Source organism: Pantoea sp. ABR1s, from assembly GCF_057812235.1.
Window position 1 is genome coordinate 984,165 of record NZ_CM173823.1, and the last position, 17,046, is coordinate 1,001,210.

The 17,046-nt window shown below is 44.9% G+C and carries 13 protein-coding genes and 1 other RNA gene; 4 read left to right on the plus strand and 10 right to left on the minus strand.

Annotated features, from left to right (window positions below; genetic code table 11):
- The first annotated feature begins 84 nt into the window (after positions 1–84).
- On the plus strand, positions 85–4,398 hold the full coding sequence (gene hyoA / locus ACXKZD_RS04665; protein WP_488981896.1) for an NACHT domain-containing antiphage protein HyoA: 4,314 nt from the start codon (positions 85–87) through the stop codon (positions 4,396–4,398).
- Positions 4,399–4,705: 307 nt separating this feature from the next.
- On the opposite strand, the gene ACXKZD_RS04670 is transcribed toward hyoA, so the two are convergent.
- The 6 genes from ACXKZD_RS04670 to smpB form a co-directional block, all read right to left on the minus strand.
- Positions 4,706–5,848 carry a reverse transcriptase family protein gene (locus ACXKZD_RS04670; RefSeq protein ID WP_137230137.1) on the minus strand — a complete coding sequence of 381 codons (1,143 nt, stop codon included), beginning with the start codon at positions 5,846–5,848 and terminating at the stop codon, positions 4,706–4,708.
- A 234-nt stretch (positions 5,849–6,082) separates the two neighbouring features.
- Positions 6,083–7,258: a phosphoribosyltransferase-like protein gene (locus tag ACXKZD_RS04675; RefSeq protein ID WP_137230139.1), complete on the minus strand. Its 1,176-nt coding sequence runs from the start codon at positions 7,256–7,258 to the stop codon at positions 6,083–6,085.
- 509 nt (positions 7,259–7,767) lie between these two features.
- The gene (locus tag ACXKZD_RS04680; protein ID WP_137230140.1) at positions 7,768–8,910 is read right to left on the minus strand and encodes a protein NO VEIN domain-containing protein; all 1,143 of its coding nucleotides are present in this window, start codon (positions 8,908–8,910) and stop codon (positions 7,768–7,770) included.
- 138 nt (positions 8,911–9,048) lie between these two features.
- Entirely contained in the window at positions 9,049–10,290 is a 1,242-nt protein-coding gene (locus tag ACXKZD_RS04685; protein ID WP_488981897.1) for an integrase, read from the minus strand.
- 201 nt (positions 10,291–10,491) lie between these two features.
- Positions 10,492–10,853: a transfer-messenger RNA gene (gene ssrA, locus ACXKZD_RS04690) on the minus strand.
- A gap of 43 nt (positions 10,854–10,896) precedes the next feature.
- Positions 10,897–11,379 (minus strand): SsrA-binding protein SmpB, encoded by a 483-nt coding sequence (gene smpB, locus ACXKZD_RS04695; RefSeq protein ID WP_010257694.1) that lies wholly within the window; start codon positions 11,377–11,379, stop codon positions 10,897–10,899.
- 158 nt (positions 11,380–11,537) lie between these two features.
- Between smpB and ACXKZD_RS04700 the strand changes: the two genes are divergently transcribed.
- Together ACXKZD_RS04700 and ACXKZD_RS04705 are read left to right on the plus strand one after the other, a co-directional pair.
- Positions 11,538–11,972: a type II toxin-antitoxin system RatA family toxin gene (locus tag ACXKZD_RS04700; RefSeq protein ID WP_010257692.1), complete on the plus strand. Its 435-nt coding sequence runs from the start codon at positions 11,538–11,540 to the stop codon at positions 11,970–11,972.
- Positions 11,965–12,258 (plus strand): RnfH family protein, encoded by a 294-nt coding sequence (locus ACXKZD_RS04705; RefSeq protein ID WP_187506574.1) that lies wholly within the window; start codon positions 11,965–11,967, stop codon positions 12,256–12,258. The genes ACXKZD_RS04700 and ACXKZD_RS04705 overlap by 8 nt, the downstream gene beginning before the upstream one ends.
- Positions 12,259–12,353: 95 nt before the next feature.
- Here the strand turns inward: ACXKZD_RS04705 and bamE are convergent, their stop codons facing one another.
- From bamE to nadK, 3 genes are all read right to left on the minus strand, one after another.
- Positions 12,354–12,701, minus strand: a complete 348-nt coding sequence (gene bamE, locus ACXKZD_RS04710; protein WP_010257688.1) for an outer membrane protein assembly factor BamE — start codon at positions 12,699–12,701, stop codon at positions 12,354–12,356.
- A gap of 186 nt (positions 12,702–12,887) precedes the next feature.
- The gene (recN, locus tag ACXKZD_RS04715) at positions 12,888–14,549 is read right to left on the minus strand and encodes a DNA repair protein RecN (protein ID WP_409399400.1); all 1,662 of its coding nucleotides are present in this window, start codon (positions 14,547–14,549) and stop codon (positions 12,888–12,890) included.
- An 84-nt stretch (positions 14,550–14,633) separates the two neighbouring features.
- Positions 14,634–15,512 carry an NAD(+) kinase gene (gene nadK, locus ACXKZD_RS04720; RefSeq protein WP_010672178.1) on the minus strand — a complete coding sequence of 293 codons (879 nt, stop codon included), beginning with the start codon at positions 15,510–15,512 and terminating at the stop codon, positions 14,634–14,636.
- A gap of 122 nt (positions 15,513–15,634) precedes the next feature.
- On the opposite strand from nadK, the gene grpE reads away from it, so the two are divergent.
- Entirely contained in the window at positions 15,635–16,216 is a 582-nt protein-coding gene (gene grpE / locus ACXKZD_RS04725; RefSeq protein WP_010257683.1) for a nucleotide exchange factor GrpE, read from the plus strand.
- 59 nt (positions 16,217–16,275) lie between these two features.
- On the opposite strand, the gene ung is transcribed toward grpE, so the two are convergent.
- Positions 16,276–16,956 carry a uracil-DNA glycosylase gene (gene ung / locus ACXKZD_RS04730; RefSeq protein ID WP_022624103.1) on the minus strand — a complete coding sequence of 227 codons (681 nt, stop codon included), beginning with the start codon at positions 16,954–16,956 and terminating at the stop codon, positions 16,276–16,278.
- Positions 16,957–17,046 lie beyond the last annotated feature (90 nt).

Genomic DNA, 17,046 nt, shown 5'->3' on the forward strand with positions numbered 1-17,046 from the left:
TAAGGATAATTCCATTGCTGAGTTAATGCCGAGTTCGCTGAAAATCAGAGCGTATCAGAATATAGACTCTCGAGGTGTTTTGAAATGATGTATCAGCCTGTTCCGCTTGTTCGATATTTTTCTTTAGTACCTAAGTCAAAGGATGACTCAGATGAAAGCGAATTGCACTCGCTTTGGGGTACACAGAAACACACTGAGTGGCAAAGTCTTGAAGAAGAATATCGCTGCGTCATTTTGGCGGAAGCAGGAGCAGGAAAAACCTTCGAGATGGAATCTCGAGCAAAGCATATTCAGCAATCAGGTCGAGCAGCATTCTTCATCAGAATAGAAGATATAGAAGATGGTTTCGAAAATGCCTTTGAAGTTGGTTGCGCAGAATCCTTTGAATATTGGCTTGAATCTCACGAAAAAGCATGGTTTTTCCTTGACTCGGTCGATGAAGCTCGTCTTGAAAACCCTCGAGCTTTTGAGAAAGCAATTAGGCGTTTTTCATTGAAGATCAAATCAGCGCAACAGCGTGCACACATTTACGTTTCTAGTCGCCCATATGCATGGCGTGCACGAACTGATCGGGAACTGTTAGAGCAATATTTGCCCTTCGAAAAGTTGTTGGCTAATACTACTGTCACTGAAGAGAGTAATTCTAATGAAATCGATAATGATCAGGTAGTTGAAGTAAGTAGCGCTCTGCAAGTATTCATACTCGAACCATTGGACGAGTGTGGCATTCGTATTTTTGCCGAGCATCGTGAAACACCACAAGTAGAAACGCTGATTATTGAACTTCATCGTGCAAATCTGACAACTATGGCTGCACGGCCATTTGATCTTGAGAGTATTTTGGCTAAGTGGAAAACCGAACAAAAGCTTGATGGGCGGCTCGAGTTACTACAGCACAATATTGAGCTTCGTTTAAGCGAGATTGATCCAAGTCGTTCACAACGACAACCACTCAATCGAGAGAATGCATTGTCAGGTGTACGTTTACTTGCAGCCGCGGTTATTATGACTGGTGAACCTGGAATTCGAATTCCAGATGCCACGAATCCAGATGAAGGCATTGATGCGGAACTTGTTTTAGGTGATTGGAACCCACCAGAGGTGAGAGCACTACTTGAACGTGGTATCTTCAATGATGTCATATATGGCATGGTACGATTTCGGCACCGAGAAGTGCGAGAGCTCCTCGCAGCAGAATGGTTTAGTCGTCAACTTAATGATGGTCATTCTCGTAGAGCAATAGAATCCCTATTTATTCGTGAACAATATGGACAATTAGTTATAACTCCTCGTTTGCGACCGATATTACCTTGGTTAATTTTATTTGATAATGAATTACGTCAAAAAGTATTGAAAATATCACCTGAGATCGTTTTTGAGGGAGGAGATGCAGCTAGCTTACCTTTAACTGAACGGAAAATGATACTCACAGATGTTGTTAACCGTATTGCGGAAGGGAAGGATGATCATTCGGCACGTGATAATAATGCTATTGCCCGTATAGCCCAGCCGGATTTAATGAATGACACCCTCAATTTGATCGGGAAATATCGAAATAATGATGATGCAATCTTCTTCTTGGGAAGATTAGTTTGGCAAGGTTGTATGACGGAGTGTGTCCCAGTTCTTTCAGGCATTGCAATTGATTCAGGACGAGGTATTTATGCGCGGATCGCGGCTACACGTGCTGTAATGACATGTGGAAAGAAAACGCAAATAAACCATCTATTGAATGAGCTAATCCGTTTACCAGACATTATACCTCGAAAATTGCTGGCTGAAGTACTGGGGAATGCCAGCCCTGATACTACCTCAGCTAATTTCTTGTTAGCGTCGTTAGAAAAAGTTGAAGATTATAAACAGTATGAAACATCTGGACTAAAGCAAGCTTTGCATGTTTTCATTGATCGCTTCCCAAATGATGCAGCCGCGCTCAAACCCTTGAAAACAATAATTATTGGCTTGAACGGTTTTCTTGAAAGAAAACCTTATATTGAGCGAGGGGAGTGCCATGTCTCTAAAGAGTTCGTATGGCTTTTAGGTGCGGCAACACATGCAGTTGAACGACTGGTTTCTATGCGCTCTGAAGCAGCACTTTCATTGGATGCACTTGCGATTATGTTAAAAGTTCCGGCGGTGCGATTCTGGCGAAGTGAGGATTTCGATGAGTATAAAAATATACTTCACGAAATCGTTCCAGCTTGGAAGGAACTGAACGATGCCCTATTCTGGAAAAGTATCGACGAAGCACGTGGCAGAATTGAAACAAAGGAATCTGAACGGCTGATCGATGATTACTCTGTGCAGTGGCTCGGGCATTTTTGGAAATTCGGGCTAGACCGATTCGATGATGTGCTGAGTTTTATCACGATGCATGATTTTCTTGATGACAAACTTGTAGCGGTTTCTCTCGCCTTCAGGCTTTATAATTTGGCTGATAAACCTGAAGGCTTGTTACGTAAACTCAAATGCGTAACAGAAGATCGAGCCGAAGTTAAAGAGTACCTAGATACATTTTTAAACCCGCAGAGATCTCAAAAAACTATTGAAAGGGAAGAACAAGAAGCACAGCGCCGGGAAGAGCGGGAAAAAGAAAAAGAAGATCGCAATCGCAACCGGATAGCGTGGATTAATCGCTTAAGAGCTACACCGGATGTTATCAGAAATCCCCCTGGACTTAAAACAGGGGATTTCAGTAATGACCAGTATTGGTTATTATGTGAGATTGAAGGTAACGGTGATCGTTCTGATGGTTCAAATTGGAAACGGTTGATCCCTGAATTTGGTGAAGATGTCGCAAGAGCATATCGGGATGCTGCAATCTCACATTGGAGGAAATACGTTCCTTCTATTAGATCCGAGGGTAGTGACACAACCACCGTTTCCTATCAATTATTATTTGCTATAGCTGGCCTGGAAATTGAAGCAAGTGAAAATGATACTTTTCCTGCGTGTTTGACTGAAGCTGAAGTTCGCCATGTATTTCGGTATGCTATCTGGGAGTTGAATGGGCTACCAAAATGGCTGGAACAATTGCATCATGCTTTTCCTGAATTGGTATTGGAAGCAATCCTCACAGAATTGAACTGGGAATTGACGCATACTGCAGTCGACGAGTCTATGCATTATATTTTGTATAAACTTGCGACTTATGCACCATGGATGCATCCCTACTTGGCTCCAGCATTAATTGACCGGATAGAGCAAAACGAAATATATAACTCTGACATGCTTCGTTACTGTATTTGTATTGTACTAAACGAATGTGTTGATTCTAACGTTATATTAAAACTAGTTAAATTTAAGGTTTCGCAAAGTTCTGTAAAAGAGCAGCTAGCAACTTGGTATGCAGTTTGGGTTGATCTTAATGCGGAAGAAGCGATTCCTGCAGTCGATAGTTGGTTGTCAGGCCTTCAGCCAGAAGAGGCTTCAAAAGAAGCTCAGTTGTTTATAACAAAATTAATGGGGACTCGTTTTTCTAGGAATACAGCGTATGGTAATGGTGATTCCTTTAGTGTCAAACAGCTTAAAGCGTTATATATTCTCATGCATCGGTATATCAGAGCAGAGGATGATATAGAACGGGCTGGTATGGGAGTGTATTCTCCGGGGCTGAGAGATGATGCGCAAGATGGTCGTAATGCTCTTTTTAACAGGTTGGCTGCAATTCCAGGTAAAGAGACCTATTTTGCCCTTATAGAACTATCAGGAGAACATCCAGTTATTGAATCTCGAGCTTGGATGAGTAAGTTAGCTTATAAACGAGCTGAAGAAGATGCAGATTTAGAACCATGGTCGGCACAGCAAATGCGAGAATTTGTTAGGTACCAAATGAGCACGCCAACAACACATCGACAGCTCTTTGATCTTACAGTCAACCGGTTGATTGATCTTAAATCATGGATCGAAGGCGGAAATGATAGCCCATACAGGACCTGGCAAAGAGTTGAAGGTGAAACCGAAATGCGGAACCTTGTGGCGGGATGGTTGAATCACAATTCTTCAGGCCATTATAGTTGTGCTCAGGAAAACGAGCTTCCAAATAGACAAAGGCCAGATATTTGGACTCAAAATCCACTTATCTCCTCACCTGTGCCAATTGAACTAAAGTTACTCGAAAACTGGTCTGGCCCAGAATTATGTGAGCGATTACGCAATCAACTTGCAGGTGATTATTTACGAGAGGAAACAGCAGGCTGTGGGATAATGCTTTTGGTTTGGCGGGGTAGATCTAATCAAGCACATTGGCAAATTGAGGGGCAACGTGTAGTTCTTCCTTGCCTGATTGATGCACTTAAGTCCTATTGGGATTCTATTGCCTATAATTTCTCTGGTGTTTCTGCAATTGAAGTGATCCTAATTGACTTAACAGTTAGAGATATTAAATTGGAGGGGTGAAGTAATTTGAAATCACTTGAAAGATATTGTGTTTTTTTACTAGCAGCAGAAACCATTATCTATATGTTAGGAATTAGAACTGTACCGTAATTGCATATGAAAAGCGGGAAACTTTATCTTAAAAAATTCTTAAGCTCAATGTTGCGTAAGTGACTAGATTGTTCATGGTAAACTATTCCAAGGGGCTCAATAAATAGGTTAGAAGAACATAACAAAATGAGTTTCGGTTAAAAAATTTATCTGAACTTAAACAACAAGACTGAAAAAATAGCTGAAAACATACTGAAATAGGAATGCTGTGATATAGCTAATTAAAACCATGCTTTTCTAGAGCTGCATAGAATTCCTGAATACATTTCAAACCGTAGTCCTGAGATATTGTTTTAGCAAAGAAGATCTTTCCTTTTATATGTTCTAACATTCCATAAACACTATTAAAACCCCGAAATCTTGCATGAGCAACTGGTCCAAACTCGCTTAAAGCATATAAGTGTGAATCAATCGAATTCTTAAATTCTTTTGATAAATGAGGAATATGCTTATCTACATTCAATCCCAAAACGATTTTTTTTGCACCTGGTGGGGATACTTTGATTTTCGTTTTATTTAAGGAGTATCCTTTTTTTCGTAAGTAATCAACGACACGGCCAATGATTTTACTAATATCAGATCTATTCATGTCTTTTTTTGGAAAAGATATGAATAGATCATCAGCATAGCGTGTATATAGGCCACCATGACTTTGTACTAGCTTAAAAATTATTTTATCCAGCTCGAAAAAAACCATATTTGAAAGCATAGGGCTTGTTGGAGCACCTTGAGGCAATCTCCCAATATATTTTATATTATGCCTAGAATAAGCAAGCTCTCTGTTTTTTCGCTTGTACAATACCCACTTACTATGGTTTTTAGTCAGGAATGTAGGTTGATAAGTACAAATTCGAGCTAAAGCAAAAGAAACAATGGGAGAATACCCTATTAATATAAATTGTTCATATACACTCCGTTCAGAGGTCATGTCAAAAAAATTTTCAACGTCTAATTTTACAAGCCACTGAGATGAGCAATGAACCATAGCACAACTATAAATAGATGAATTTTTATGATAAGAATAACAGCAAGGATGTGGTTTAAGATTTCTCAAAATATAATAATTGATCCATCTTTGTAACTGTTTTAAATCTTCTTTGGGAGCGCTAATGAAGCGACTTCCACCTGATTTTTTCTCAACTGTATAATGTTCATATTCATTTTTTCTTCTAAGAATAATATCGTCTAAATAAACTTTATCGACTGAAGAAAGTTTAACCAGATGTTGCAGGTTATGAATATATACAACATCATTGATAAGAAACTTAGCTGCTTTTGCCATTGTAGCGCTTAGCACAGCGGGGATTCTTTTGGCTTTGATTCCTCCTAAGTAATATAGGTGAGACGGAACAATGGTCATATGGCTACCTTAAATGTTCGCGGATTTACCCCTTCAGCAAAGACGGACGAGGTTACGAGCCGGGGTTGCTGAAGGGGTCAATTGCGCATGTAAGCGAATCATTTTCCACAATTGATACAAATTACATCAACTGAGGGCATAACCCTCACGGTTAAAACATCACCGTCTGATCCTCGTAAACGAGGGTCGATTGTAAACCAACCGACTAACACTAGCGCATAGACCAGAGTCCGTTCACCTTTTACGAGGATAATAAAAATCTGGGTTTATTGCAATGATTTTAAAGCCTTTTGTTTTTGAACCTATTTCTACTTCTACACGGCCTATACCAGTAATTTCATATTCATGATTCCGGTAATGAACCCAGCCAGCAGTATTTAGATTCTTTAAAATAAGTTTTAATTCATATTGTGGAAAACCAGAAATTTTACTTAGTTGTTTTAGGCTTAACGATTCTACTTCCAAAAGCTTAAGAATTGATTTTATTTTTAAGAGCTTAGGTTGTATTTTGATTTTTTCTTCAATTTCGTGTGTGAAATCCGTAGGAATATATCGTCTCGGAAATAATGCATCCCATCTACTGGCTGGAGTAATACCATTGGTTTTTGGTTTATACTTAATAACAGTACGGTGGAGTATAGATGGGATATTATTGGGGGCTGAATGGGTAAATATAACCCGTACGGCACTACCTTTGTACCCTAGAGGGTGTTTTTCTTTATTATGGGCATATGCATGACAAAGGTTAGTTATTTCTTTGTGATTAGCAAGTTCATCTATTATTGGGGCGGAATACAGCACATTTAGGCTTAGCCCCTTTTTATTTGAAATATATTTCTCAATTACAGATTGGCCAGTATGTGTTGCCATATATGCTAATATTTCTATCTCAAGTGTTCCAAACGATAATCTACTCTTAATTGTAGGGTGATTATAAACTCTTTCAATAAATTCTTTAGTTCTATCCCCAGAACCAATTAGATCATCTATTAATATCAACTTTCTAACATTTAAAATGCGCATTTCATTTAGTGAGATGGATGCTGACACCCTTCTGCCAGATATATTTGTTTGGGGTAAAGGGAAGTATTGATTATTTCTCCTATTGAGCTGCGTGTAGAGATTACTAATAAATGCTTCGCTTCCAAGTGGCTCCAATGAAACTTGTACTACTGGTGGTATTGATTTATTTAACAAATCATACACATTTTCATTGGGGGAAAGCTCTCTAATCGGCAAAATTGAAACCACATTTACGCCTATATTTTGAGCAAGCTCCTCTTTCAAATCATTAATTACAGTGGATGTTTTTATATAAATGAGGCTATCTAATAGCGATTTGGCAATATTTCTATGCGGCTTAGAAAATTGCTTTAACCAACGTTGTACTGCCTGTGTATTTGAAATCATTTTTCTGTTAGCACCTGACAGTTTATAGTTGTGTTTATTGCACTATACTTGAATGTTATAGAATTTTCTACATAGTTGAGAACCATAACTACTTATTGCTTCATGCTCTCACAACTTATAAGCTGATTTCTAGTATGACTATGATGTCTAGCATAATCCTACAAATGATTATATTTATCTAGCGATATCATTTTTCTACCCGAACGGATGTGTTTTTTGCTGCGATTTCTTAGTGTCACCAATAAGATGTTTTAAGGTTTTACTTTATAATTAAGCTATTGAGTCTTGATAAGAAATGCACATTAGCTCCATTATCGGATTCAGTGTTATCAGTGGTAATATATTTAAGATCTTAGGGTGGTTTATACCTAATAATATCTCGTAATGTGTGTTGGTGTATGTTTTTGTCTTTATGAGATGGTTTTGGCACTGAATTACCCGAGTGATAAGTCTTTAGTGGTTATTAATTGAATGTATATTTAAAGTACACATTAAAATTAATGGTGTAATTATTCATGATCTTCTAAATTAAATCTTACTACATAAGCACATGGGGTAATCTCACTGTTTGAATAGAGTTCTTTGGCATGCTTAACTAAAATATCGCACGGCATTCCATTCTTACCATAGATAACAAGATAAAAGTAATAATCCTTGCTGTATTCTTTTTTAATGGAAATAGCACGTTCATTTTCGGAAAGAAAGAATCGATAGTATTCTTCTTTTTTTTCTCGGCCAACTGATTTAACCTCTATGTACCTCTCATGTCCCGGTGCATTGAACGAAAGGTAGTCATATCCATAAGATGGAATATCACGGCGATCCTCTATCTTTTTTACCAGTTCTTCATATCCAATACCAACCAATCTTTTTCTTTCCCATTCGATGGCATACTCTTCGCTTAACTTTCCAATTATATCTCTGTTTATATTGATGTCCTCAAAATTAACAGGGCGTCTAGATTTTTTTCGAGGTTTTTGTATAGTACATAAAGAATTTGTAGATAGGTTTCCACGTATGAACTTACTATAAAGAAATGACATGAACTTAGGATTGGTCCAGTTCTTTGTGATTTTATTCTCCATTTTTTTCTCGATTAACAAGTGCTGATACTCGCTAATATAGAGTTGCCCCTGAATCCCCATTCCTAATGCAATTTGCTTAAGGTGTTCGGAGCTACATATGTTTAAGTAACTGGATGGAAAATAGAGACTTAATATTTTAGCCTTGAACATTTGAGATAGGGGATTTTCATCTATATCGCGATATTTTTTGGATTTTCCTGCCTGAATGAGTTTTAAGAGAGCACTCTTTACTCCATCAAAAGCTTCTTTTTTCGTATTTCCAAATTTTTTAGTATAACGATATCTGGTCGTTGGATCAGACTTAGTTTTACCGTAGTAAATACCAAACTTATTCGCTGTCGCACCTTGTATATTTGCCCAAGCTTTTGTCTTTGCTTCGACACACGCACAAAATGAAGCAGTACCTTTACCAATAACATATTCATCGATAGTGATATTTTGAAGTTCTTTTAGTGGGTAAGACAGTAGAAAATGTCCACGAGCACTTAGCGCTTTGTCCTCACTCGTAGTATCAAATGTCTTTGAAAAAGTTCGGAGTTCATCATCGTAAGTAGATGCTACGTTCATATTGAGTCCTTAGTTTAATTGTTTATGTTAATGTGTTATCTATGTGCTAAGAAGGGAGATGTCAGTTTTTGCACTATCCCCATAATTAAGTAAGGTTTCATAGGTTTAGTGGGCGTGTTAGGTCTTAGGAAATTCACATCAACCAACTAACCGCATTTCTTTCATCCCGCCGTCAATCATACTTCCACGATCTGCCGCCATCACGAAATCTGCCCACCACTGCATCATAGGACGACGTTGCTCAAGGTAATCACTGCGGTTATAAGCACGACGTACCTCATTCTTGTCTACATGAGCAAGTGCTGCTTCAATGACATCAGGTGGAAATCCTTCCTCATTGAGAGCCGTACTGGCGATAGAACGTAAGCCGTGTGAAACGAGTACGCCTCCTAAGCCAGCACGCTTCAGTGCGGTATTAACTGTTTGGCTGTTCATTGGCTGGGTTGGTTTGATGCGACTGGGAAATATAAACTCTCGGCCACCGCTAAGAGACTTCATCATTTCCAGAATAGCTAGAGCCCCATCAGATAATGGAACCGTATGATCTCGGTTCATCTTCATTCGAGCCGCAGGAATTCTCCATTCGTTGGCATCAAAATCGATCTCATCCCATCGAGCTTCAGCGGCTTCGGCAGGGCGAGTGATGGTTAGAAGCTGCCACATAAACAGGCATCGCGTGGGCAAACTTATACTTGCTGTACGCATCGTTTGCATTAATTGTGGTAGCTGATCCGGGCGGATACTTGGCATGTTTTTCTTTTGCGGTTTCTCGAACGCTTTCCCTATGTTTACGCTGGGAACTGCATCAATCAAGCCTGTGTTCTGCGCATAAATCATGACTTCGTTAATACGCTGACAAAGGCGTCGGACTGTCTCTAATGCGCCTCTGGCCTGAACCGGCTGCACTGCTTTAACCAGAGTATGAGCCTTAATCTCAGTGACACTAATATCACCGATTGCTGGAAAAATATCTCTCTCAAGTGAGCGCCAGATATCGTCGGCATAGTCTTCTGTTACGCTGGCTTTCTTCACATTCCACCAACGCTCGGCAACTAACAAGAAGGTGTTGATTTTGGCCTCTTGTGAATTCCTCACCTGTTCTTTCTGGTGTTCCTGAGGATCAATATCTTTTGCCAATAAAACTCGAGATTCGGCTCTGAGTTTACGCGCATCAGAAAGTGAGACAGCAGGGTAGGCACCGAAGCTCTGCTTGGTTCGCTGCTTTGTCAGAGGTCGATAGTAACGGAACTGCCAGAGCTTACTACCGCTGGACTTGATTAACAGAGTAAGCCCGTCACCATCATACAGCTGGTAATCGGCATCTTTAGGTTTGGCGGCTTTGATTTCCGTATCGGTTAACGGCTTGGTTTTTCTTGCCATGGGAGTCTCCATGCGTTTAGGCCCAACGAAAACAATAGAGCTTTTCGTTGGGCCTATCAATGGGCCTAAAAGGTTCGGATTTAATTAGTTGGCTTCAGACTTCGCGGGACAAATTGAGGGCACAAAAAAGCCCGCAGGGCTTGTGCCGTGCGGGCCTTCAGGACTTCTGCGGATGGCACTGGAACCATCTTTGAAGAATTTTGGTGGAGCTGGCGGGAGTTGAACCCGCGTCCGAAATTACTACACCGTCGGCACTACATGCTTAGTCAGTTTTTACATTCGCCGGTTAGCTGCGAACAGACACGCCACTAACAGACTAGCCTGATTGGATTTAACGCTTCAACCCCAGGCAAGGCATCCACGCGATCTCTTTTGGGTTTGACTTCTCTTGATCCCCGTCTTAAGAGCGGAAGCTAGGGAGAGAAGGCTCTAAGCAGGTTATTAAGCTGCTAGTGCGTAGTTTTCGTCGTTTGCGACTATTTTTTTGCGGCTTTTTACGAGGCAAACCGCCCCTCGGCATGCTCCTAAGGCTTCACAATCCCGTCGAGTCCAGAATCAGCCCCAGAACTTCAAATACTAACAACAAAACAACTCAAAATCCAGTGCTTAACGCTTTGAATTCTTCATGATACGTGCTTTGTCTAATTGCCATTCGCGGTCTTTGATATCATCGCGCTTGTCGTGCTCTTTTTTACCGCGTGCAACACCAATCTTCAGTTTGCACCAGGCGTTCTTCCAGTACAACGACAGCGCCACGATGGTGTAGCCTTCGCGGTTGACGCGGCCATACAGGGAGTCGAGTTCACGTTGCTTCAGCAGCAGCTTACGGCTGCGCGTTGGGTCACAGACCACGTGACTGGAGGCAACGGCTAAGGGTTGAAAGGTTGAACCGAACAGAAAGGCTTCGCCATCGCGCAGCAGAATATAGCTGTCGCTGATGTTGGCTTTACCAGCACGAAGTGACTTAACTTCCCATCCTTGTAACGACAATCCCGCTTCGTACTCCTCTTCAATGAAGTACTCGTGACGGGCGCGTTTGTTCATGGCAACAGTGGCAGAACCGGGTTTGTGTGCTTTTTTCTTTGTCATAGTGCGGCGTATTTTACATCACTTAGTCGGTTATCGCATCCCCAGTCCAGCGGGGCGGCAGGAAACGGGATATTCTAGCACACCCTCACTCGGGGACATTTTTGTTTAATCGCTGAAAATGCTATTATTCAGCGGTTTCGTGATGAACAGGAACCATTATGGCTCAGATTAGTCGTTCGGCGCTGGTCCCGTTTAGTGCCGGGCAGATGTACAAACTTGTAAATGATGTGGATGCCTATCCGCAATTCCTGCCGGGTTGCACCGGAAGCCGCGTGCTGGATGCGTCAGATAATCAGATGACTGCGTCCGTGGATGTGTCGAAAGCGGGCATCAGCAAGACATTTACCACCCGCAATACCCTGACAGATAACCAGAGCATTCATATGCAACTGGTTGATGGACCGTTCCGCAAGCTGACCGGCGGCTGGAAGTTCGTCTCGCTGGGCGATGACGCCTGCAAGGTTGAATTAAGCCTGGAGTTTGAATTCACCAACATGCTGGTAGAGATGGCCTTTGGACGTATCTTCAAAGAGCTTGCTAACAGCATGGTGCAGGCTTTCACTCAGCGTGCCAAAGAGGTCTACAGTGCCTGAGATCTCCGTTGAGGTGGTCTACGCCTTACCTGAAAAACAGTATCAGCTTTACGTGAAAGTGGAGCAGGGCAGCACGGTAGAGCAGGCCATCCAAAAGTCAGGGCTACTGGAACTGCGTAGGGAGATTGACCTCAGCAGTAACAAAGTCGGCATCTATAGTCGGCCAGTGAAGCTGGGTGATGAGGTTAATGAGGGCGATCGTATTGAGATCTATCGTCCGCTGATTGCCGATCCCAAAGAGCTGCGCCGTCAGCGCGCAGAGCGAGCGGCAGAAAGCAAAAAATAAGTCGCTATCCCTACAGGCTCAGTGGATAGCGGGCATAAAAAAAGGCGCTCAGTGCGCCTTTTTGCTGTCTGTCGTTTAAACGGTCTTACGTTCAATCAGTCGCTGTTTCTGGTCAGATTCTGCTTATTGTCGATGTTAGTCAGAACACCGTTACCATCAAAGTTCAGTGTCAGCGTCTGCTGCTTCACGCGCTCATGACCTGGCTCCTGACGGAAAACGTAATACCATACGTTGCTGCCAAACGGGTCTTTCATCATCGGCGTACCGAGGGTGTAAGCCACCTGTTGCTGTGTCATACCGGTATGGATCTTGGCTACGTCGTTAGCTACCAGATAGTTACCCTGGTTGATATCAGGACGATAGACCACGCGCTCTAAGGTGGAACATCCGGCGGTCATCATCAACATTACTACTGCCGCGGCAGTCAGCGTTTTACAGCGCATCTATACATTCCTTTTCCGGGGCCAAACGCCTTTTACAGGCGGTTTTCTTGCCATCAAAATCTGAACTCTGCCTGCGGCAGGCTTTATTACTTTGGCGACATAAGTGCCGATGATAATAAACCTTTTCGCTATTGGAAACCTCTACAGAGCAAGCTTATGACCCCAGCCGGTTAAAAAAGTGCGCTGCTATGCGGCTAAAAGTTCTTTTGCGTTGGCCAGGGTGTTGCGTGTGACCTCGCTGCCACCCAGCAGTCGTGCCAGTTCCTGCAGACGTGCACGCTTGTCCAGCGGCTGCATATGGGTCTCGGTCATCGCACCATCGGTCTCTTTGCTGACATAAAAATGCTGATGACCACAACCGGCAACCTGCGGCAGGTGGGTTACGCACATCACCTGAGTCGATTCGCCAAGCTGGCGCAACAGTTTACCCACCACGGCGGCGGTCGGGCCGCTGATGCCGACATCCACTTCATCGAAAATCATCGCTGGCGTTTCCATTTTCTTCGCGGTGATGACCTGAATCGCCAGGGCGATACGTGACAGTTCACCGCCCGAAGCGACTTTGCCCAGCGGCTGCAGTGGCTGACCTGGGTTAGTCGTCACCTGGAAATCAACGCGGCTCGCACCGTCTGCGGTCAGCTGATCCGGATTAAAGGTCAGCGCGATTTTAAACTGGCCATGCGGCATTGAGAGCAGATGCATACTCTGGGTAATCAGCAGCTGCAACTCATCGGCATAGTGGCTGCGCTGCTGATGCAGCTGCTCTGCGCTGTGCAGCGCGGCCTGATAGTGTTCACCCACCAGTAATTGCAGGCTCTCCTGATCGCTCTCCTGCTGAGACAGCAATTCCGCTTCCGCCAGCAGTTGCTGATGCAGTTCAGGCAGCCCTTCAGGAGTGACGTGATGCTTACGGGCTAAAGCAATCTGGCGCGAAATACGCTGTTCCAGTTCGTACAGGCGGTTAGGGTCCAGATCGAGGCTGTCGCAGTAGTGGCGCAGCTCATCGCTGGCTTCGCTCAGCTGAATCGCCGCCTCTTCCAGCAGGTTGTGAACGCCATTCAGCTTCTCATCCAGTGAGGTCAATTCTGAAATCATCTCACGTGCGCTGTAGAGCAGGCTGTTGAGATTATTGTCATCGCTGTCTGCTAACAGTTGCAGTGCCTGCTGGCTGGTCGACAGCAGCTGTCCGCTGTTGGCCAGACGCTTGTACTCTTCGTCGATCTGCTCATATTCACCCTGCTGCGGAGCGAAGTCGTTCAGCTCTTTCAACTGATACTGCAACAGCTCGCGGCGGGATTCGCGCTCCTGCGCCTGCTGCTGATGCAGCGCCAGGGTGCGGCAGCTCTGATGCCAGGTCTGATAGCTGGCGCGCATTTGCTGCAGCAGATCGTCGTGACCGGCATAGGCATCCAGCAGATGTTTCTGATGGTCTGGTTTGAGCAGAAGCTGATGGGCATGCTGGCCGTGGATCTGAATCAGTAACTGGCCGAGATCGCGCAGCTGAGAGAGCGGCACCGCCGTGCCATTGATAAAGCCACGGGAACGTCCGTCAGCGCTGATAACCCGGCGCAGCAGACATTCGTTGCCATCGTCCAGATGATTATCAATCAGCCAGCGCTGAGCAGAAGGGGAGGACTTAAGCTGGAAGCGGGCGCAAAGGTCGGCCCGGCTGGCACCCTGACGCACCATGTCGGCATCAGCACGACCACCCAGACATAATCCCAGCGCATCAATCGCGATAGACTTACCGGCACCGGTCTCACCAGTGATTGCTGTCATGCCGCGTTGAAAATCAATGTCGAGCTCACGAACGATAGCGAAATTACTGATGGTCAGTTGGGCCAGCATAGGTTCACCTGTATGAATAAACACATATGGTTTTTCATACAGTATAAACTGGTTTTTTATCCAGTAAAGAGGGGAGGCCGCATTTCAGAACAATTTTTTTGACCAGCCCAGTTTTGAACTCAGCGTATTGAAATAGCTGTAGTTTTTGGGGTGAATCAGGTTCAGGTGGTTGCTGCTGCGTCGAATCAGTACATCCTCGCCTTCCTGAATCGGCAGCGCAATCTGGCTGTCACAGCTGATTTCCAGATCGCTGCGGCGCGAGGAAAAGCGCAAACGGATGGTACTGCTGCTGTTGATGACCAGTGGCCGCGCTGACAGCGTATGCGGGAACATCGGCACCAGCACTATCGCTTCGAGTGACGGCGTCAGAATCGGGCCGCCCGCAGAGAGTGAATAGGCGGTCGAGCCGGTGGGTGTCGAAATAATCAGCCCATCCGATCGCTGGGAGAAGGCGAACACTTCATCGATATAGACTTCAAATTCGATCATGTGCGCGACTTTGCCGGGATGCAGCACCACTTCGTTGATAGCGGAGCCAATGCGCGGCGAGCAGTCAGATTTGCACACCTGCGCTTCCAGCAGAAAGCGGCTCTCGACGAAATAGTTGCCCTGTAGCACCTCATCCAGCTGCTGCTGCGCATTGTCCGGGTCAAGGTCGGTGAGAAAGCCGAGATTACCGCGGTTAATCCCAATCACTTTAATGTCGTAGCGCGCCAGCACCCGCGCTGCGCCCAGCATATTGCCATCACCACCCACCACGACCGCTAAATCGGCCTGCTGACCAATCTCCGCCAGCGTGCCCGTCTGCACGTCGTGAAGCGACAGCTCCTGCGCAATTTGCTTCTCAACGATCACTTGATAACCTTTGGCTGTCAGCCAGCGCCAGAGCATCTCATGCGTGGTTAACGCGGTGGGATGGCGCGGATGACCCACAATACCAATGCAGTTAAAGTGTTTGTTCATCTGGTCGGTGTTCCTTATAAGCCAAAACGGTAAGGCAATGTGATAGGTTCCCTTGAATCCGTCATACCAATCCCCATAATAAGCCAACCAGCGAAATGAATGTGCAAAACGCGGAGAAATTCATGAGTAGTAAAGAACAGAACACCCCAAACGAGCAAGTCTCAGACGAAATTCAGCAGGATCAGCAGCAACCTCAGGAAGCGGAGACAGCGGCAGAGGTGGATCCGCGTGATGAGCGTATTGCTCAGCTCGAAGCTGAATTAGCGCAGTCACAGACCGGTGTGCGCGATGCCCAGCTGCGTGCGCAGGCAGAGATTGAGAACATTCGTCGTCGTGCCGAGATGGACGTTGAGAAGGCGCACAAATTTGCGCTTGAGAAGTTTGCCAACGAACTGCTGCCGGTAATCGACAGTCTCGAGCGTGCGCTGGAAGTCGCGAACAAAGAGGACCCACAGCTGGCTTCGATGATTGAAGGGATTGAACTGACCCTGAAAGGCCTGCTGGGCGCCGTGCGTAAATTCGGTGTTGAAGTGGTCGGCGAAACCGGCGTGCCGTTTAACCCGGAAGTGCATCAGGCGATGTCGATGATGGAGTCTGAAGAGTTTGAGCCAAACCATGTCATGCTGGTGATGCAACGTGGCTATACGCTGAATGGTCGCCTGCTGCGCCCGGCGATGGTTGCGGTTTCCAAAGCGAAAAGCTGATTCAACGCCTGAATCCCGTTACACGGCCGCGCTCTGACGCGGCCGTGTGCTTTCTGGCGTTAGTCCGGTAAAACCGGCGTCCAGTCCACCGGCTTTTTACCGGCAGCGCTCAGCAGTTCATTGGTTGTTGAAAAGTGTTTGCAGCCGAAAAAGCCACGGTGCGCGGAGAGCGGCGAGGGATGCGGTGCCTGCAACACGTGATGGCGCTGGCGATCGATAATGCTGCCTTTCTTCTGCGCATGTGAACCCCACAGCAGAAAAATCACCCCTTCACAGTGCTGGTTAATCGCCGCAATCACATTATCCGTAAAGGTCTCCCAGCCAAATCGCGCATGGGAATGCGCTTTACCTGCCTCAACCGTCAACACGGTGTTGAGCAACATCACGCCCTGTTTTGCCCAGCTCTCAAGAAAGCCGTGACTGGGCTTCTGAAAACCTGGAATATCCTGCATCAGCTCTTTGTAGATATTCTGCAGAGATGGCGGCACCTGGACGCCGGGCAGTACCGAGAAGGCCAGGCCGTGCGCCTGATGAGGCCCGTGATAGGGATCCTGACCGAGTATCACCACGTTGACGTCGCCCAGCTCCGTCAGGCGAAAGGCGTTGAACACATCTTTCTGCGGCGGATAAACCGTGACACCTGCGGCGCGTTGATCGGCGACCTGCTTCAGCGTCTCGATAAAATAGGGTTTCTCTTTCTCTTCAGCCAGCACGTCGTGCCAGGTCAGCTTTTCAGCCATGTTTAACTCCCTTAACGTTAGTGCCATAAGCTTAGCGGTTCCTGCCGCTGACCTGAAGGCAAAAATAATTTGAATAATACAAATTAAGTT